This is a genomic window from Aeromonas sp. R4-1 (genome assembly GCF_040908325.1).
Classification (GTDB): Bacteria; Pseudomonadota; Gammaproteobacteria; order Enterobacterales; family Aeromonadaceae; genus Aeromonas; species Aeromonas veronii.
The window spans coordinates 23,132-42,360 of record NZ_JBFODM010000079.1 but is presented as its reverse complement, the minus strand read 5'-3'; the positions used below and the strand labels follow the sequence as shown (position 1 = coordinate 42,360).

Sequence of the window (19,229 nt, the reverse complement as noted above, 5' to 3'; positions counted from 1 at the left end):
GTTCCCTCTTTTCGCTCATGTCGCTGTTACAGCAAATGTGCCGATCAGGCGCGCTTCTCTTCCAGCCAGGCCCCCTGACTCTGCATCTCGAACAGCTGGGCATAGTGACCGCCGAGGGCCATCAACTCACCATGGGTACCCCGCTCGTTCACCTGACCGCGTGAGAGCAGCAGGATCTCGTCCGCATCGACGATGGTCGAGAGGCGGTGGGCGATGGCGATGGTGGTGCGGCCACGACGGGCAGCAGAGATCGCCTGCGACAGCGCCAACTCGGTCTGGGAGTCCACGCTGGCCGTCGCTTCATCCAGAATGAGGATACGCGGATCCCCCACCAGCGCGCGGGCAAAGGAGAGCAGTTGCCGCTGACCGGCGGAGAGGTTCTTGCCTCCCTCCTCCATCAGGGTGTTGATCCCCTGTGGCAAGCTGCGCACAAACTCGGCCAGCTGCACCTCGCTCAGCGCCTGCCAGAGCCGCGCTTCGTCTATTCCGGCCCGACCGAGACGCAGGTTCTCCGCCAGGGTGCCGACGAAGATAAAGGGATCTTGCTGCACCAGCCCGATGCTGCGGCGCACCGCCGCCAGCGACAGGGTATCCAGTGCGTGATCATCGAAGCGGATCTGCCCCTGATCCAGCGGATAGAAGCCCATCAGCAAGCTGATGATGGTGGACTTGCCGCTGCCGGTATGGCCCACCAGCGCCAGCATCTGGCCCGGTTTTGCGGCAAAGCTGACCTCCCGCAGCACCTGTTGCTCACCATCGTAGGAGAAGCTCACCCGCTCGAAACTGACCCGCCCTTCCAGCGGGCGCAGCTCGCCCTCGGTGCTCTCGCGGGTTTCATCAAGCAGGGCAAAGACCCGCTCCCCCGCCACCATCGCCTGCTGCAACTGGTTAAGCTGGTTGGTCATCTCGATGAGCGGCTCGATCATCCGCCCCAGATAGCTGATAAAGGCGTAAAGCACCCCTACCTGAATAGCACCCGCGTGGCTCCCCCCCTCATGGGCAAACAGCGCCAACAGGCCGATCAGCACCATCATGTAGAAGAGATCGATGAGCGGACGCAGCAAAATGCCGTTGATCTTGAGGCTCTTGATCCGTGCCGACCAGTGTTGCTGGTTCACCTCGGCAAAGGCGTTGGCAAAGTGGCGCTCCTGCACCATCGCCTGGATCACCGGCATCCCCTGCAGCGACTCGTTGAGGCGGCTGTTGATGTCGGAGAGTAGACTGCGGGTCGCTCGCACCACCGGCACGCTCAGTTTCTGGTAGAGCCACATCACCCCACCCACTGCGGGCAGCAGCAGGGAGCAGACCAGCATCAGCCGCAGATCCAGCAGCGCCATCGAGATGAGGATGCCGCACAAGAGCACCACTTTTTGCACCAGCAAGCCGATCACCTGCACATAGAGGTTCATGATCGCCTCGGTGTCGTTGGTGATGCGGGAAATCAGCGAGCCGGAGCGATGCTTGTCAAAGTAGCGGGCCGGCAAGCGGATGGCGGTGGCAAACACCTGCTCGCGCAAGGTTTGCACCACCGCCTGGGCGATACGGTTAAAGCGCAGGGATTGCAAATAGAAGCCCGCCGCCGAGAGTACCTGCAAGCCCAGATAGCCCGCTGCAATCAGGGCTATGGTGGGCAGCACGATATTGCGAGGCGCCAGATAGTCATCGATAAAGAGCTTGATCAGCAGCGGCCCGGCCACTTCGGCGCCGGTGGCGAGCAGCAGGCAAATCCCCGCCTGGATCAGCCAGCGAGGATACTGGGCGCAGTAGGCGAGCAGTCGTTTAATGGTCGGATTCACAGGCTCTCCTCCACCGCTTCTTCGAGACGCTGATAACGCACCATATCTGCATACCAGCCATTGTGCGCCATCAGGGCACCGTGATGACCTCGCTCGCTAACGGCCCCCTGCTCCAGCACCAGGATCTCGTCGGCCTGCTCCACCGCCGTCATGCGATGGCTGACCAGGATCAGGGTGCGACGATGGGCTTTGAGAGCGTGCAGAATTTGCTGCTCGGTGTGGGCATCCACCGCCGAGAGCGCATCATCGAGCACCAGAATGGGCGCATCCAGCAGCAGGGCGCGGGCAATGGCCAGCCGCTGTTTCTGGCCGCCGGAGAGGGTCACCCCTTTCTCCCCCACCTCGGTCTCATAGCCCTTGGGGAAACGCACAATATCATCGTGGACACAGGCAATGCGCGCCACCCGTTCGACCTCCTCGCGGCTCGCATCGGGTTTGCCCAGGGCGATATTGGCGGCGATAGTGGTGGAAAACAGGAATGGCTCCTGCGGCACATAGGCAAACTGGCTGCGCAGTGTGGCGAGCGGCAGCTGGTCAATCGGAACGCCACCCATGACAATCGAACCGTGAGTCGGATTGGCAAGGCGCATCAGCAACTTGAGCAGGGAGCTCTTGCCTGCCCCGGTGCGCCCCACCACCCCGAGCATCCCCCCTTGCTTGAGGGTAACGTCGATATCCGCAAGCAGGGTGCGCTGCTCAAGTTGATAGCTCACCCCTTTGATCTGCAAAGGAAACGCAGAGGTAAACACGGCCGGCTGGGCGGGCTCTTCGATATCGCTACGCTCCCCCAGCAGGCTTTCGATACGGGAGTAGGCAGCGCTGCCCCGCTCGATGATGTTGAACAGCCAGGCGATGGCAAACATCGGCCAGATCAGCTGGCCGAGGTACATGGTGAAGCTGGTGAGCTCACCCAGGGTCAACTCATCGCGCAGCACCAGCACACTGCCCCCCGCCACCGCGAGGAAGTAGGAGCAACCGATACAGAGATAGATGACCGGATCGAATTTGGCATCGATGCGGGCCACCGCCATATTGCGCTCCCCCGCCTGTTTGGTCAGCTCGGCAAAGCCTTCATCTTCCAGCGATTCAACCGCATAGGATTTCAACACCCGCACGCCGGAAAGGGCCTCCTGGGTCTTGTTGTTGAGCCTGGAGAAGGCCCCTTGCGCAGCCTTGAACTGGGTGTAGATCTGGGTGCCGAAGCGGTTCATGAAATAGGCCATCACCGGCAGCGGCAGCAAGGAGACCAGCGTCAACTGCCAGGAGTACTGGCTGCACATGATGGAGAGCACCAATACCCCGACCATGATGGAGTCCACCAGAGTCAGCACCCCTTCGCCAGCGGTCATCTCCACAGCCTGAATGTCATTGGTGGCATGGGCCATCAAATCGCCAGTACGGTGGCGCTGATAAAAATCGGGGCTCATCCGGGTGAAATGGCTGAACAGGCGATTGCGCAACACATAGGCCAGACGGTAAGAGGCACCAAACAGCATCACCCGCCAAACGTAGCGCAGCAGATAAATCAGCACACCCAGACCAAACAGCCCCGCCAGATAGCGCATCAGGGTACCATTGTCGAGACCGCCCCTGGTGATGCCATCCACCACCCAGCCCACCACTTTGGGCGGAATCACGGTCAACAGGGCCACCATCAGCAGCAGGGAGATGGCGGCCAGATAACGGGGCCACTGCTCCTTGAAAAACCAGCTCAATCGTAAAAATACGCTCACATCACCAACCTTTAGCGCTCTCTGCCCGTGACCGCTCCAAGGAGCGGCCATCAGAGAAGCCACGCAGAAATAGAAGAATGAAAACAATCGCCTCCGGCTGGAGGCGATTCGAACGAAAGCTCATCATATCCCGAACCGGGATGGTTGAGAATAATTACTATTTAATTCACTGTGACATGCGATCATCCCCTGATGAATAGGGATTATACGAATTTTCATGCTGCTCACCGGTCAACAGGAAGTGTGACACCTCTTCCCGGGTCTGGCTAAAGACCTGTTGCAACTGCTCCAGATCCGTCTCGCTTAGCACCTCGTTTTGCCGCAAGCGCCACTCCAGCTCGCCAGCCACCAATTGCAGACGGGCCGCCGAGATATTGGCAGACACCCCCTTGAGGGTGTGCAGCAGCTTGCTTGCCACCTCGGGCTGCTGACGGCGCAGGGCGGAGCGGATCTCCCACAGATCGTCCTTGTGCTCCGACATGAACAGCTTGAACAGGATCTGCAATGCCTCCTTGTCCTGCTCCAGCCGCTTGAGGGCATCCTGCAGATCGAGGATCCCGATCATATCCGGCGGTTTCACCTCCATGATCCCCGCCTGCTCCACCCCTTGCGGCTTTACCCACTGCAGCAGGTTGTTGTAGAGATCCAGCTTGCTCACCGGCTTGGTGACATAACCATTCATCCCCACCCCCAAACAACGCTCCTTGTCACCGGGCATTGCACTGGCGGTGAGGGCAATGATGGGCACATCGTGTTTGTCGACCATCTTACGGATCTGGCGGGTGGCATCGAGTCCGTCCAGCACCGGCATCTGCAAATCCATCAGGATCACGTCAAAAGGCTGCTCGGCGACCCGTTCCACCGCCTCCCGACCATTGCTGACCACACACACTACCGCATCGACGCGCCGCAGATACTCGATGATGAGCTGCTGATTGACCCGGTTGTCTTCCGCCAACAACACTCGAGTACCCTGCAACAGGGATTTGAAGTGTTGCTGATCCCCCTGTGCCTCGGCCTTGCGCAGGTTGAGCTCGTAGGAGCTGCCGTTGAGCAGTTCGTCCACCTTGGCCAGCAGGGCATTTTCGGTCATCGGTTTGGGCAGAAAATGGGTCAGCCCCATGCTGTCCATCCTGGCGTGTAGCCCCTCTCTGGCCCAGGCACTGATCATCAGGATGGGGATCCGCCGCCACTGACTGTGCTGATACATCTCCAGCGCCAGATCGAGCCCATCCTCCTGACCCATGCGCCAGTCGAGGATCGCCAATCGCAGATTCGGTCCCTCTTCACGGAGCAGCTGACGGGCGCGGGAAAGGGAGTTGACCGGCAGCACCCGCACTCCCGCGCGAGTCAGAATGTCCCGGGCCAAATCCAGCACCAGTTCGTTGTCATCCATCACCATCACCAGCGGCTGGTTTTCGAAGAAGACTTTCCGTCCAGCCACACCGTAGACCGCCTGCGCCATCGGGATATCGAACTTGAACAGAGAGCCGACGCCAGGCTTGCTCTCTACGGTGATCCGCCCCCCCATCAGCTCCACCAGCCGCTGGGAGATGTTGAGTCCAAGACCCGAGCCGCCATATTTGCGGGTATTGCCCGCCTCCAGCTGGGTAAACGCCTGAAACAGTTGGGTCTGCTTCTCTTCGGCAATGCCGATGCCGGTATCGCGCACACTAAAGCAGATCCGCATTGGGTGAGGATTGGCCAGCTCGATGCAGACTTCGACTTCACCGCGTTCGGTAAACTTGATGGCGTTGTTCACCAGATTGACCAGCACTTGTCCCAATCGCAGGGGATCCCCACGCAAGAAGACCGGCACCTCCGGTGACTTGCGAATAACCACTTCCACGTGTTTGCGCTCCGCCAGATCGGCAAACATGCCCGCCAGCGAATCGAGCTGCTCGCTGAGATCGAAGTCGATCTCCTCCAACGTCAGCTTGCCTGACTCCACCTTGGTCAAATCAAGGATGTCGTTGATCAGCAGCAGCAGGGTATCGGATGAGGATTTGATCTTGCCCAGATAGTCCCGCTGTTGCTGATCCAGTTCGGTCTGCAGTGCCAGCGAGCTAAAACCTATGATGGCATTCATGGGGGTGCGGATCTCATGGCTCATGTTGGCCAGAAAATCGCTTTTGGCCTGGGCCAGCAAGCCGGTCTGGCGCGACAACTCGCTCAGCTTCTGGTTGCGGCGCCACAGGGTGAAAGCCACCAGCGCAAAGCAGATCAAAGCCCCGCACAGCACCATCAGATAGAAGCGGTTCATCAAAGAGGAAGCGCGCTCCAGCTTGTCGAGTTTCCAGCGCACCAGACTCTCGATCACATGCATGTCGATGAGCTGGTAACGCAAGGTGTGATAGGCAATCACCTGCTGGCTCATCTCCTTGCTCAGGCGGATCAGGGTAGCGATCTCCGGCAAGTTGCCATAACGGGATTGCAACTGCTGTTGCAACTGGTCCAGCGTAGTCTGTTCACGTTTGTCCCAACTGCGCTGCAGATAGTTGCTCAGTTGCGCCAGCTCCTCCAGGTCGCGATGGAGAGCACTGTCTGACGGGCTTATCCCCCGCACCTTTTTAATCTGGGCCTGCAGGGGCGCATTGAGGTACTCGATAGCCATCTCAATGGCATGAAGCCTGGCCAGCGCCATCAGATAGGTGTCCATGTCATCAAGCAGAGCCTGGGAAAGGTCGTCTTGCACCAGCTCGGGATCGCTTCTGACTTCCCGTACAAAACCGTCAAGGGTGATGGATAACTGGTTCAGGCGCTGCTGGACATTACTGTCATTGGCCTGCTCCCGCCCAAGCAGATAGACGGTATCGGCGTTGATCCGGTTCAGCACCACCTCGGCCGCGTCATTCAGGTCGTGGGCCTGTTGCTGCTGACTGAGCGACTGCCAGCAGTAGCCCGAAAAGGCGAGCAGCAAGGCAACGATCAGCCCTGGCACAGCACGGTTTTTCCGTGATCCTTTATTCATCCCGTCTCGACTCTCATCTCGTGGTCGCTGAATTATCCGGTTAGGCAATGAACCCTGGGGGAATTATCCACTCCCGCTGGGCACTGTGTTACCGTTATTGCTCTGATATTTCGCTATTGTTTCGCGATTGCTTCATTCTGGCTTCTCATCATATCCCCGGCCAGAGCTGATTTAGAAGGAACCAATTATGTCATTTATCACTACTTATTGTAGCCACTGCTTTACCAGGAACCGCCTGCCCGTTACCCATATCGATACATCTGCCAAATGCGGGCGCTGCAAAGCCCTCCTGTTCAACCAGACCCCTTGCCTCGGGAAGGCGGATAACTTCGATACCCTGATCAACTCAGATATCCCGGTCGTGGTCGATTTCTGGGCCAGCTGGTGCGGCCCCTGCCAGCAGTTTGCTCCGGTATTTCATGAGGTTGCCCATGAACTCGAACCACGGATGCGCTTTGTCAAAGTCGATACCGAGCAGCAGAGCACCATTGCCGCCCGTTACGCCATTCGCAGCATCCCCACCCTGATGGTCTTCAAACAGGGTAAACTGGTGAACCAGATAAATGGATCCTTGCCCAAGAACATGTTCAAGCAATGGCTGGAACAGTTCATGGATGTTTGATTTATATTTCGCACATGTTTTATTTATGTGTTCATTTCCTCATTTTTATCAATGAGTATGTGAGTAGAGGCTGATTTTCAACATGTGAGTCTGTTTCAAACAAGTGAATGGATGTAATCTCGGCAACACAAAAACAACCATAAATTAACCGAGAGAACATTATGCACACATCAGCTGTACCCTCTGCTCCATCTCGCTGGCTGGACATCAAATCAGGGATCGTCATCCTGGATGTTTTGCTACTTTGTGCCATGCTCGCCTGGCTCCCGTTTGACCCCATGGTCAACAAGGGGCTGGGTATTCTGGTCTTTATCGCCATCCTCTGGCTGACCGAAGCACTGCACGTCACCATCACCGCACTGCTGGTACCCCTGCTGGCTACCGTGCTCGGGGTGTTTGACATGAGCAAATCCCTCACCGATTTTGCCAACCCAATCCTGTTCCTCTTTTTTGGCGGTTTCGCCCTCGCGGCAGCCCTCTCAAAACAGGGACTGGATACCCTGATGGCAGGCAAGGTGATGCACCTGGCCAATGGTCATCTGGGTTGGGGCGTCATCCTGCTCTTTACCATCACAGCCGCCATGTCGATGTGGATCAGCAACACCGCTACCACCGCTATGATGCTGCCACTGGCGATCGGTATGCTGGCACGCCTCGATAGCAAAAAAGAGCGCGCCACCTTCGTCTTCGTATTGCTGGGGATCGCCTACAGCGCCAGTATCGGCGGCATCGGTACCCTGGTGGGTAGCCCACCCAACGCCATCGCAGCCGCCCAGATGGGGATTGGCTTCACTGACTGGATGAAATTCGGTGTTCCAGTAGTGCTGATCCTGATGCCCTGCGGCATTGCCCTGCTCTATCTGGTAACCCGCCCGCGTCTCAGCCACCGCGTCGAGATCCAGGATGTCACCATCAACTGGACCCGCGAGCGTAAAGTGACGCTGGCAATCTTCCTGACCACCGTTGTGCTCTGGATCGGCTCACAACCCATCTCCAACGCCTTTGGCGGTATTCCGCAACTCGACACCCTGATTGCCATGGGCGCCATCGTAGCCATCGTAGTCAGCCGTGTCGCAAGCTGGGATGACGTCAACCAGAACACCGACTGGGGCGTGCTGATGCTGTTTGGCGGCGGTCTGACCCTGAGCGCCATTCTCAAGGCCACTGGTACCAGCGCCTTCCTGGCCAGCCATTTGTCGGCCGTGCTCTCCAACGCCAACATTTTTGTCGTGTTGCTTATGCTGGCCGCCTTCGTGGTATTCCTGACCGAACTGGTCTCCAACACCGCCACCGCCGCACTGTTGGTTCCCCTGTTTGCCGGTGTCGCCGAGGCGCTGGGTGTATCACCTGTGGTGATGTCGGTGTTGATCGCTATCGGTGCCTCCTGTGCCTTTATGCTGCCGGTCGCCACGCCGCCCAATGCCATCGTCTTTGCCAGTGGCCACATCCGCCAGAGGGAGATGATGAAAGCCGGTATGGCTCTGAACGTGGTCTTTACCGTGTTGCTCGCCCTGCTGGCCTACTTTGTTGGCGATATCCTCTGATCCAGCTCCCCCCAATAAACAAAAACCCCCGCATTGCGGGGGTTTTCTCATTTATGAATCTGATTAGCCGATGTTGCAGGCCTTCAGATCCCAGATCCGATCCACATAGTCCTGAATAGAGCGGTCGGAGTTGAACTTGCCCATGGTGGCCGAGTTGATGATGGCCTTCTTCGCCCACAGTGCCGGCTCCCGATACCAGGTATCGATCAGCTTGTGTGCATCCGAGTAGGACTGGAAGTCCGCCAGGGTCAGGTAAGGGTCTCCCCCTTCCAGCAAGGAGCGCTTGATGGAGGCCAGCTCACCCGGACGACCAGGCGTGAAGTAGTCGGTATCAAACCAGTCCAGCACGGCTTTGAGCTCGGAGTTGGCATAGTAGAAGTCGTACGGGTTGTAACCACGCGCCTTCAGCGACTTCACTTCGTCCACGTTCAGACCGAAGATGGCACAGTTTTCGGCACCCGCCTCTTCAGCGATCTCGATGTTGGCTCCATCCAGCGTCCCGATGGTGATTGCACCGTTGAGCGCCATCTTCATGTTGCCGGTACCGGATGCTTCATAACCTGCAGTAGAGATCTGCTCGGAGACATCTGCCGCCGGGATCAGCTTCTCGGCTAGACTCACGCGGTAGTTCGGCATGAACACCACTTTCAGCTTGCCCTGGATACGAGCATCGTTATTGACCCGATCCGCCAGCTTGTTTATGGCATAGATGATGTCTTTGGCCAGCTTGTAACCGGGCGCCGCTTTGGAGCCGAAGATAAACACGCGCGGATGCATGTCATAGTCCGGGTTGGCCAGCAGACGACGATAGAGTGCCATGATGTGAATGAGGTTCAGCTGCTGGCGCTTGTACTCGTGCAGACGCTTGATCTGAACGTCAAAGATCGCCTCGGCACTGACATCGATACCTGTTTCGTCTTTGATGACCTTGACCAGCTTCTCTTTGTTGTGACGCTTGATGGTCATGAACTGCTGCTGGAACGCCTTGTCGTCTGCAAACTTCACCACGCCACGCAGTTTGTCCAGTTGCAGCGGCCACTCCTTGCCCACTACTTCGTTGTAGAGGCCAGCCAGTTCCGGGTTGCACGCCAGCAGCCAGCGACGCGGGGTCACCCCGTTGGTCACGTTGCACATTTTTTCCGGCCACAGCTCGGCATACTCGGGGAAGAGATCTTCCTTCACCAGCTTGGAGTGGATCTCGGCCACACCGTTCACTTTGGACGAACCGATCACGCACAGGTTGCCCATGCGAACCTTGCGTACATCACCCTCTTCGATGATGGAGAGCTTGGCCTTGATGGCATCGTTGCCCGGCCACTTGGGCTCCACCAACTCGTTCAGGAAGCGGGCGTTGATCTCGTAAATCACTTCCAGATGGCGAGGCAGTACTTTCTCGAACAGGCTGACCGACCACTTCTCCAACGCTTCCGGCAGCAGAGTGTGGTTGGTATAAGAGAAGACCTGATAGCAGATAGCCCAAGCGGCATCCCAGTTCAGATCTTCCTCGTCAACCAGCACCCGCATCAGTTCCGGGATGGCGACAGTCGGGTGAGTATCGTTGAGCTGAATGGCAATTTGCGCGGCAAAGTTGCTGAAGTCACTGCCATGGACCCGCTTGTAGCGGCGCATGATGTCCTTGATGGAGCAAGCACAGAAGAAGTACTGCTGGATCAGACGCAGCTCTTTACCTGCATCGGTCTCATCGTTCGGATACAGCACCTTGGAGATGGTCTCGGCCTGGGCTTTCTCAGCCTGGGAGTCGATGTAACCACCGGCGTTGAACACGTCCCAGTCGAAAAACTCGGAGGCGCGGGATTCCCACAAACGCAGGATGTTGACGGTGTGACCGCCAAAACCGACCACCGGAATATCCCAAGGCACCCCTTTAATCTTGCGACCGGCGTGCCATACCTTCTTCAGGCCGCCATTGTCACCAAACACGGTCTCGACGTAGCCATAGAGCGGCACTTCTTGCACCGATTCGGGGCGGCAGATCTCCCAGGGGTTGCCATATTCACGCCAAGAGTCCGGACGCTCGATCTGGCGGCCATCCTGGATTTCCTGACGGAACAGACCGTGTTCGTAGTGGATACCGTAACCAACCGCCGGATAGTTCAGAGTGGCCAGCGAGTCGATAAAGCAGGCAGCCAGACGACCCAGGCCGCCGTTGCCAAGTGCCATGTCCGGCTCTTGTTCGCAAAGGTCGGTCAGTTCCAGACCGAGTTCGCCCAGCGCCTCTTCGCAAGTCTTGTAGAGGGAGAGGTTGTGCAGGTTGTTGGAAGTCAATCGTCCCATCAGGAATTCAGCAGAGAGATAGTGAATCGCACGAGTATCTTTCTTGAAATGAGTCTGCTGAGTGCGGGTCAGGCGCTCGTACACCTGTTCATTGACAGCCGCAGCAGTGGCTTTCCACCACGCTTCGGGAGAGGCTTTCTGTTCGCTTGTTCCCAAGGTAGAACGCAGGTGACGCACGATACTCGCCTTGAGCTGATCTTTATCCAGTTGGAGATCCTGGTCTGTCTTCTTCTTGGTAGCCATAAACCATATTCCTTCGTTACAAATAAAATTGTTATCCCGCTTGCGGGACCGGCGCTGTTGTTATCTCAAAATATGTACCGGCGTGAGAATACTAACTAAAGCGGCAGAATTAAAAGTTAACGCAAGTCACACTTTAACCGATAAAAACAGCCTGAAAAGCTTGAAAACCCTTTCCTTTAATTGATCGCACAAAAACAAACATTCCCTTTATTATCATAAACTTAATGAAACAATAAAAATATTCTGGCATGAATAGGTTTTCAGAGATTGCCAAGCCTTGAAAATCCCTGAAAATAGGCAGCAAGACGGCACATTGAAACCGGTTTCAATGTGCCTGAAAAATTACCGTATAAATATGAAGCAATCATTGCACCCTTAAAGATGTGCCTTGAACTGATTACTCAATGGATCGTAATGGTACCCAATCTGATCCAGACGTCCTGCCAACTGCTCTTCACTCATATCGTAATAGGCCAGTAACTCCTCCAACCCGTCACACTCAAGCCTTAGCTTCTCATTGATGATGCCAAGCAAGATGTTGGCATCAAGACGTTGCAAGGTACTGATATCCATGGCGGCACCTCCTGTAAATGACCTGTATAACCATGGGCGGTTACGCAAGGTTTGTCCATAGTACGAAAAACACCCAGCCAGCTTTATATTAAATAGTGTTTAAAAACATAACCTTACTAACGACACATGCCAACACCATCACATTTTTCAGCAAAAACTCCTTGTCACTGCCACAGGATATAACTACTGTATACACATACAGCTTGGATATTCATACAGGAAACCCATATATGAACCAGCCCCTGCACTCACTGCCCTTTGCGATGAATCGTGTCATGAGCAAGCCCTGGCCAACCAGAACCGCCTGCAAAGCGGAGTTGGCTCATTATGGTGTGACTATCCAGTCTGATGATCAGTTTCTGAGCGAGCTGACAAAGCTTGGGGAGGCTCATACCGGCTGGATCTTGTTGATCGCCCCGCCGGGACGCCCCACAGTCAGCCGTCTGGAAGAGCGAGGTATCGATCCCAAGAGAGTGCTGGTGGTACATAGCCCCAAAATCAAGAACTGGCAGCAAACCCTGGAGCGCAGTCTGGGCAATGGTCACTGCGCCGCCGTATTTACCTGGCTACCCGAGCAGATCGAGCTGGATCACGTCAAGCTGCAGCGACTGGGACAGCAATCTGGCGTACTCACCCGCTTCTTTGGCGCGAAACGGACTAACCTCGGCACACCTCTGCTGGCCTATGCAGAGCAAGATATCTACCTCAATCATTAAGAAAAAAAACGAACACCTACGCAGGCTCTCCCGCGGGGCGCAGTGACAGAAGGGCGCAACCAATATGTGACCAGCGGCTTTATTTGAAAGACAAGCGTGCAACAGCCTGACGGTAGGCATCGGAGATCATTTGACCCTGCTTGCTGCAAGCAGACAAACATCAAAAGATGTAACAGATAAAGAGGCAGAAAATAAAACCTGAACTGGACAATCATGCAGCCCAAGTATTCAAACCTGCGGGACTTCCTGCCCACCAGCGAACCCGTTTGAGCAATATGATGAGGCTGAAAGTCATTGCATTCATTTGAGCTGATCACGACAATTTGCCCACCGGAGTGACCCTCTCCTTGAAATACTGGGTAACAAGGGGTATAACCACGCGTTTTATCAGGTGTAATAAGTGAGCGGTATGATGCAAGCCCCCTTTTGGCAGACCAAGAGTCTGCAGCAGATGACTGAATCCGAATGGGAATCCCTCTGCGATGGTTGCGGAAAATGCTGCCTCAACAAGCTGATCGATGAAGATACCGACGAACTGGTTTTCACCAATGTCGCCTGCAATTTGCTTAACACCAAGACCTGTCAGTGCTCTGATTACGCCAATCGTTTCAAAAAAGAGCCTGACTGTCTGCAGATCACCCATGACAAGATCGCCGAATATGACTGGCTTCCCTCAACCTGCGCATATCGCCTGCTGTCTGAAGGTGACGCTCTTCCAGAGTGGCATCCTCTGCTGACCGGCAGTCGTTCTGCGATGCATCAGGCTGGTCAATCCGTCCGTGGCAAAGTCATTCACGAGGATCAGGCGGGTGAATGGATCGATCACATCATCACTTGGGCCAGCTGACACGCTCAACCCGCTATTCTCCAGAGGCAAGGGCTGCACAATGTGCAGCCCTTGTTGTTTCTGCAAGCAGGGTTTGTAGCTTCACACATATCTGGCTGGCTAAACCAGACCCCCTCCCAGCTGCGCATTGAGAGAGGCAGAGGCAGAGGCAGAGGCAGAGGCAGAGAATGATTCCATAGTCACAGGCTTATGGGTATTGCTTGATACTCGCGATGGCGCCTCTGTTCACCCCTTAAACCTGATCAGCTGTTCCACGAGCCATAGCAACACTGATGCAATGGCAGGCAAAGCAATCGCCCTATTCCCTTAGAGCATGAATAACGAGTTATCGCATTACAGGCTGTGCCAAGTTCAACCCTGATGAACACCTGCGCCATAGCACTGTTCAAATACCCCAAGACAACTGTCAGGTGAATACCATCTCCATACATGTTGTGATTACGATGGAACTGGATGTAAGCCTACTCCCCTGAATCACACGCATAAAAAAACCGGCGCCTTGGCGCCGGTTTTTGCTCACTATCTCTCGATTACAGAGAAGCAGTGAAGGTACGGGTGATGACGTCTTGCTGTTGCTCTTTGGTCAAAGAGTTGAAGCGAACGGCATAACCGGATACGCGGATGGTCAACTGCGGATATTTCTCCGGGTTTTCCATGGCGTCCAGCAGCATTTCACGGTTCATCACGTTAACGTTCAGGTGCTGACCACCCTCTACGTTGGATTCGTGGTGGAAGTAACCGTCCATCAGGCCAGCCAGGTTGGCTTTCTGGGCTTCCATATCTTTACCCAGTGCGTTCGGAACGATGGAGAAGGTATAGGAGATACCATCTTTAGCGTAAGCGAACGGCAGCTTGGCTACGGAAGTCAGGGAAGCAACAGCACCTTTCTGGTCACGACCGTGCATCGGGTTTGCACCCGGACCGAACGGAGCACCAGCACGACGGCCATCCGGGGTGTTACCGGTCTTCTTACCATATACCACGTTGGAGGTAATGGTCAGAACAGACTGGGTAGCAACAGCACCACGGTAGGTGTTCAGCTTCTGAATCTTCTTCATGAAGCGCTCAACCAGGTCACAGGCGATATCATCGACGCGAGCGTCGTTGTTACCGAACTGCGGGTATTCGCCTTCGATTTCGAAGTCGATGGCAACGCCATCTTCGTCACGAATCGGCTTGACCTTGGCGTACTTGATGGCAGACAGGGAGTCAGCCGCTACAGACAGACCAGCGATACCACACGCCATGGTGCGATATACGTCACGGTCGTGCAGCGCCATCAGAGAGGCTTCGTAGCTGTACTTGTCATGCATGTAGTGGATGATGTTCAGCGCAGCAACGTATTGCTTGGCCAGCCAATCCATGAAGTGGTCCAGACGATCCATTACGTCGTTGTAGTCGAGGTACTCGGACTTGACCATCTCGGTTTTCGGACCGACCTGGATCTTGAGTTTCTCGTCCATACCACCGTTAATTGCATACAGCATGGTCTTGGCCAGGTTGGCACGAGCACCGAAGAACTGCATCTGCTTACCAACGATCATCGGGGATACACAGCAAGCGATGGCGTAGTCATCGTTGTTGAAATCCGGACGCATCAGATCGTCGTTCTCGTACTGAACGGAAGAGGTCTCGATGGATACCTTGGCACAGTACTTTTTGAAACCGACCGGCAGCTTCTCGGACCACAGGATGGTCAGGTTCGGCTCAGGGGACGGGCCCATGGTGTACAGGGTGTTCAGCATACGGAAGCTGTTCTTGGTGACCAGGGTACGGCCGTCAACGCCCATACCAGCCAGGGTCTCGGTCGCCCACATCGGGTCGCCGGAGAACAGTGAATCGTATTCCGGAGTACGCAGGAAGCGAACCATACGCAGCTTCATGACCATGTGGTCCATCAGCTCCTGGGCTTCTTGCTCGGTGATCAGGCCTTTCTGCAGGTCACGCTCGATGTAGATATCCAGGAAGCTGGAGGTACGACCGAAGGACATGGCTGCACCGTTCTGGGACTTGACTGCCGCCAGGTAGGCGAAGTAGGTCCACTGTACGGCTTCTTTGGCGTTCTTGGCCGGTACGGAGATATCGCAACCGTACTTGGCAGCCATCACCTTCATCTGTGCCAGGGCACGGTGCTGCTCGGAGATCTCTTCGCGCAGACGGATGGTGGCCTCCAGGTTGACGCCGTTTTCCAGGTCAGCTTGCAGGGACTTGAACTGGGCCAGTTTGTCGGCCATCAGGAAGTCAACACCGTACAGAGCAACACGACGGTAGTCACCGATGATACGGCCACGGCCGTAGGCATCCGGCAGACCGGTGATAACACCAGACTTGCGGCAGTTCAGGATGTCTTTGGTGTAAACGTCAAACACGCCCTGGTTGTGAGTCTTGCGGTATTCGGTGAAGATCTTCTCGACCATCGGGTCCAGTTGACGACCGTACACTTCGCAAGATGTTTTAACCATCTTGATACCGCCGTTGGCGATGATGGCGCGCTTCAGCGGCTTGTCAGTCTGCAGACCAACGATCTGCTCCAGGCTCTGATCGATATAACCGGCATCGTGTGCGGTAATGGTGGAGGGCAGGTCAGTATCAAAATCAACCGGCGCATGAGTGCGGTTCTCGATTTTGATCCCTTCCATGACCTTGTCCCACAGCTTGGTGGTCGCTTCGGTCGCGCCAGCCAGGAAGGACTCGTCACCTTCATACGGGGTGTAGTTCTTCTGGATGAAGTCACGGGTGTTGACAGAGGTCTGCCATTCACCGGCCGCGAAGCCTTCCCATGCTTTTTGGAACTGTTCGTTAAGTTCTGCCATTTTTCATTACCTCACACGGTATTGATGTAGTATCCCGCAATCATCCTTAATGATGACGACGGAAGATAAACCAGTAAGTCAGACCAACCATCACGCCACCACCGATGATATTGCCGATGGTCACGGGGATGAGGTTGTGTAGGACGAAGTTGGATACGGTCAGGTCAGCAAAGGTTGCCGGATCCTGGCCGATGGCCTGCCAAAATTCCGGACTAGCCACGCTGTGGATAGCGATACCAACCGGAATCATAAACATGTTTGCGATGCTGTGCTCGAAACCTGAGGCAACGAACATGGCAACCGGCAGCAGCATAACCACTACCTTGTCAGTCGCGCTGCGGGCACCAAAAGCCATCCAGGCAGCAAGACATACCATCAGGTTACAGAGGATACCCAGCGCCACCGCTTCAAAGAAGGTGTGGTGAATTTTGTGCTGGGCCACTTTGAGGGCATTGAGACCCCACTGACCGTCTGCGGCCGTGTACTCGGCAGAAACGATGATCAGCGCCACCATCAGCAGACCGCCAATCAGGTTGCCGAAGTAGACCAGACCCCAGTTCTTGAGCAGCTGAGCCCAGCTGATGCGATTGGCAGCCTTGGCCACCAGCGTCAGGGTGGTGGAGGTGAACAGCTCGGCACCGAGCAGCACACAGAGGATAAGTCCGAGAGAGAAGCAGAGACCGCCCACCAGCTTGGCCATACCCCAAGGCATGGAGCCGGTTCCGGTAGTCACTGTGATGTAGAAGATAAATGCGATGGCGATGAAAGCGCCTGCGGTAATGGCCAGTGGAATGACCTTGTATGCCGGCTTGGTAGCCTTGGCATAGGTGATGTCTTCAGCCAGTGCAGCGATGGCTTCGGGCTTGAGACAATCGAATGGAGATTCAGCTTTCAATTATTTTCTACCTGAATGTTTTGCCTGTTGAAATCATAACAAAGGGCCAAATAGCCAAAATTGACATTGATCAAGTTTATCAGAGTGCGAATGTAATTTTACTACAAATATTTTAGTGCGATGGCTACGCCACTTTACACCAGGTATCAGCTGAAACAGAAATATCACATTTTTAATGCAATGATTTTAAAGAATTTATTCTAGAGCATGGAAATGTGGCATTGGCAAGATATCTTTGCAGATCGACAGCACATCCCCTGCCCTGCCATCAACCCCCTTAGGGGTATTTTTTGTTTTTTATTTCATCTTTGAATAACAATCCCGTGCCTTGCCGCACGATAAACAGAAGGGGCCACACGGCCCCTTCCTTTACAGCAACGATCACGCCCAGTGATGGGCTCGCTTGGCCTTCTGCAGCTTCTCGTAGGCCGCCAGCAGCTTCTGGTGCAGCGGGAACTGGGAGAGCGACAGATCGGCCGCCTCCAGCCCGTGGAAGCGTGCTTCGCCAGTGGCGTTGGCCCATGCCTGTGCCAGCGTCTCTTCACCATACATGCGAGTGAAGACGGCGCGATACTGCTCCGGATCCCGCTCCTCGTCGAGGAACAACTCGACGCAGGCACGCAGGGCGCGGTAGTAGCTGGCACGCTCGGCAGTAAACACCGACTGGTTGAACTCCATGGTCCAGTCGATGAGATCGAGAGCAGTCTCCAACTCACCGGCGGCCAGCGCCAGCATGGCTTTCAGCTCGCCAACGCGCAGGGTGTGCAGCGCTGTACCCTTGACTGCGGCGATGCCCAGCAGCTCGCGTACACGGGTACGCTCGTCGTGCCCCTCTTCATCCAGTTGATCAAACAACGCCATGTACTGCTCGGCATCCCAATCCAGTGATGGCAGCGCCAGGATCACTTCGCGCAGGTTGGCGCCCATGTTGTTGTTGGCCAGCAGCAGATCTTCGGCCGGATAGATGTCGGACATGCCCGGCACCAGAATGCGGCAGGCGTAGACCCCCAGATGCTCGTAGTCGGCGATATAGACCGGCTGCTCCAGCTCATGGAAGATGCCGATCAGGTGGTCGAACTCCTCCTGCGAGGTACCACGGAAGTCCCAGTCGGCAAACTCGAAGTCCGCATCCTGCTTGAACAGATCCCAGCTGATGAGGCCCGAGGAGTCGATGAAGTGGGTCTCGAGGTTGTGGTGATCCGCCACCTGCTCGTTGTCGAATGACGGCGGCACAAACACGTCGAGATCCTTGAGACCACGGCCCTGCAGCAGCTCGGTCACGGTACGCTCGAAGGCCACTTCGAAGCGCGGGTGGGCGCCGAAGGAGGCAAAGCAGGTGCCGTTGCTCGGGTTGAGCAGCACCACACAGATGACCGGATAACGGCCACCCAGGGAGGCATCGAAGCTGTAAATGGGGAAGCCTTCCGCTTCGAGCGCCGCGATGGAGGCGGCAATCCCCGGATAACGGGCAATGACCTCGTCCGGGATCAGCGGCAAGCTGATGGCCTCGGCGATGATCTTGTTCTTCACGTGGCGCTCGAACACCTCGGAGAGCGCTTGAGTGCGCGCTTCGGTCTTGGTGTTGCCAGCGCTCATGCCGTTGGAGACATAGAGGTTGCCGATGATGTTCATCGGGATGTAGACGGTCTCGTGATCGGACTGGCGCTCGAACGGCAGGGCGACGATACCGCGCTCCTCGTTGTTTGACTGCAGATCCACCAGCATGTCGGCGGTCACTTCACCATCCGGGTTGTAAAACTTGCGGGTGAAGCTGTCTAGCAGACCGGCCGGGAACTGGTCACCCTCGATGGGGAACCACTTCTCGTTCGGGTAGTGAACGAAATCGCCGTTGGCGACCTGCTCGCCCAGATAGAAGTCGGCGAAGAAGTAGTTGGTGGAGAGACGCTCGAAATATTCGCCAAGGGCAGACGCGAGGGCCGCCTTCTTGCTGGCACCCTTGCCGTTGGTGAAGCAGAGGGCGCACTCTTTGTCGCGAATATGCACCGACCAGACGTTCGGCACGGGGTTGAGCCAGGAGGCCTCTTCAATATCAAAGCCCAAGGCTTGCAGCTTGGTCTGGAAGCGTTCGATGGAGTCTTCCAGCGCCGCGTCCTTGCCGGGAATAAAAGTGTGGTCAGTCATCACGATATCCTGATTTTTATTGGCTCATGTTCGGCCGCA

General features: G+C 55.8%; 12 protein-coding genes. 4 read left to right on the top strand and 8 right to left on the bottom strand.

Features of this window, described 5'->3' with window-relative positions; genetic code table 11:
* Window positions 1-44 precede the first annotated feature (44 nt).
* From AB5Y90_RS14745 to AB5Y90_RS14735, 3 genes are all read right to left on the bottom strand, one after another.
* Window positions 45-1,796: an ABC transporter transmembrane domain-containing protein gene (locus AB5Y90_RS14745; RefSeq protein WP_005352554.1), complete on the bottom strand. Its 1,752-nt coding sequence runs from the start codon at window positions 1,794-1,796 to the stop codon at window positions 45-47.
* Entirely contained in the window at window positions 1,793-3,529 is a 1,737-nt protein-coding gene (locus tag AB5Y90_RS14740; protein WP_368167090.1) for an ABC transporter transmembrane domain-containing protein, read from the bottom strand. Before AB5Y90_RS14740 ends, AB5Y90_RS14745 begins: the two co-directional genes overlap by 4 nt.
* Before the next feature lie 166 nt (window positions 3,530-3,695).
* Entirely contained in the window at window positions 3,696-6,500 is a 2,805-nt protein-coding gene (locus AB5Y90_RS14735) for a response regulator (RefSeq protein ID WP_307896680.1), read from the bottom strand.
* Between the two features lie 187 nt (window positions 6,501-6,687).
* Between AB5Y90_RS14735 and trxC the strand changes: the two genes are divergently transcribed.
* Together trxC and AB5Y90_RS14725 are read left to right on the top strand one after the other, a co-directional pair.
* Window positions 6,688-7,122: a thioredoxin TrxC gene (trxC, locus tag AB5Y90_RS14730; protein WP_201991472.1), complete on the top strand. Its 435-nt coding sequence runs from the start codon at window positions 6,688-6,690 to the stop codon at window positions 7,120-7,122.
* Between the two features lie 161 nt (window positions 7,123-7,283).
* A complete protein-coding gene (locus AB5Y90_RS14725; RefSeq protein ID WP_005333606.1) occupies window positions 7,284-8,666 on the top strand; it encodes a DASS family sodium-coupled anion symporter in 1,383 nt (460 codons plus the stop codon).
* A 63-nt stretch (window positions 8,667-8,729) separates the two neighbouring features.
* Here the strand turns inward: AB5Y90_RS14725 and AB5Y90_RS14720 are convergent, their stop codons facing one another.
* Together AB5Y90_RS14720 and AB5Y90_RS14715 are read right to left on the bottom strand one after the other, a co-directional pair.
* A complete protein-coding gene (locus AB5Y90_RS14720) occupies window positions 8,730-11,204 on the bottom strand; it encodes a glycogen/starch/alpha-glucan phosphorylase (protein ID WP_307896679.1) in 2,475 nt (824 codons plus the stop codon).
* 375 nt (window positions 11,205-11,579) lie between these two features.
* Window positions 11,580-11,777: a DUF4250 domain-containing protein gene (locus tag AB5Y90_RS14715; protein WP_005333612.1), complete on the bottom strand. Its 198-nt coding sequence runs from the start codon at window positions 11,775-11,777 to the stop codon at window positions 11,580-11,582.
* Between the two features lie 230 nt (window positions 11,778-12,007).
* Between AB5Y90_RS14715 and AB5Y90_RS14710 the strand changes: the two genes are divergently transcribed.
* Window positions 12,008-12,493 carry a cell division inhibitor gene (locus AB5Y90_RS14710; RefSeq protein WP_005333614.1) on the top strand — a complete coding sequence of 162 codons (486 nt, stop codon included), beginning with the start codon at window positions 12,008-12,010 and terminating at the stop codon, window positions 12,491-12,493.
* 412 nt (window positions 12,494-12,905) lie between these two features.
* Entirely contained in the window at window positions 12,906-13,340 is a 435-nt protein-coding gene (locus tag AB5Y90_RS14705) for a YcgN family cysteine cluster protein (protein WP_005352569.1), read from the top strand.
* A gap of 530 nt (window positions 13,341-13,870) precedes the next feature.
* Here the strand turns inward: AB5Y90_RS14705 and pflB are convergent.
* The 3 genes from pflB to ycaO all read right to left on the bottom strand — a co-directional run bounded on the left by pflB (window position 13,871) and on the right by ycaO (window position 19,190).
* Window positions 13,871-16,153: a formate C-acetyltransferase gene (gene pflB / locus AB5Y90_RS14700; protein ID WP_005352571.1), complete on the bottom strand. Its 2,283-nt coding sequence runs from the start codon at window positions 16,151-16,153 to the stop codon at window positions 13,871-13,873.
* A 46-nt stretch (window positions 16,154-16,199) separates the two neighbouring features.
* Window positions 16,200-17,048 (bottom strand): formate transporter FocA, encoded by an 849-nt coding sequence (gene focA, locus AB5Y90_RS14695; RefSeq protein WP_005333620.1) that lies wholly within the window; start codon window positions 17,046-17,048, stop codon window positions 16,200-16,202.
* A 381-nt stretch (window positions 17,049-17,429) separates the two neighbouring features.
* Window positions 17,430-19,190, bottom strand: a complete 1,761-nt coding sequence (ycaO, locus tag AB5Y90_RS14690; protein ID WP_100645702.1) for a 30S ribosomal protein S12 methylthiotransferase accessory factor YcaO — start codon at window positions 19,188-19,190, stop codon at window positions 17,430-17,432.
* Window positions 19,191-19,229: the final 39 nt, after the last annotated feature.

What these genes read in the sequence shown, in the direction of transcription:
- AB5Y90_RS14705 (WP_005352569.1), top strand. Translation starts at nt 12,906, where the DNA reads ATGCAAGCCCCCTTTTGGCAGACCAAGAGTCTGCAGCAGATGACTGAA.
- AB5Y90_RS14735 (WP_307896680.1), bottom strand. Translation starts at nt 6,500, where the DNA reads ATGAATAAAGGATCACGGAAAAACCGTGCTGTGCCAGGGCTGATCGTT.
- trxC (WP_201991472.1), top strand. Translation starts at nt 6,688, where the DNA reads ATGTCATTTATCACTACTTATTGTAGCCACTGCTTTACCAGGAACCGC.
- AB5Y90_RS14710 (WP_005333614.1), top strand. Translation starts at nt 12,008, where the DNA reads ATGAACCAGCCCCTGCACTCACTGCCCTTTGCGATGAATCGTGTCATG.
- AB5Y90_RS14715 (WP_005333612.1), bottom strand. Translation starts at nt 11,777, where the DNA reads ATGGATATCAGTACCTTGCAACGTCTTGATGCCAACATCTTGCTTGGC.
- ycaO (WP_100645702.1), bottom strand. Translation starts at nt 19,190, where the DNA reads ATGACTGACCACACTTTTATTCCCGGCAAGGACGCGGCGCTGGAAGAC.
- AB5Y90_RS14725 (WP_005333606.1), top strand. Translation starts at nt 7,284, where the DNA reads ATGCACACATCAGCTGTACCCTCTGCTCCATCTCGCTGGCTGGACATC.
- pflB (WP_005352571.1), bottom strand. Translation starts at nt 16,153, where the DNA reads ATGGCAGAACTTAACGAACAGTTCCAAAAAGCATGGGAAGGCTTCGCG.
- AB5Y90_RS14720 (WP_307896679.1), bottom strand. Translation starts at nt 11,204, where the DNA reads ATGGCTACCAAGAAGAAGACAGACCAGGATCTCCAACTGGATAAAGAT.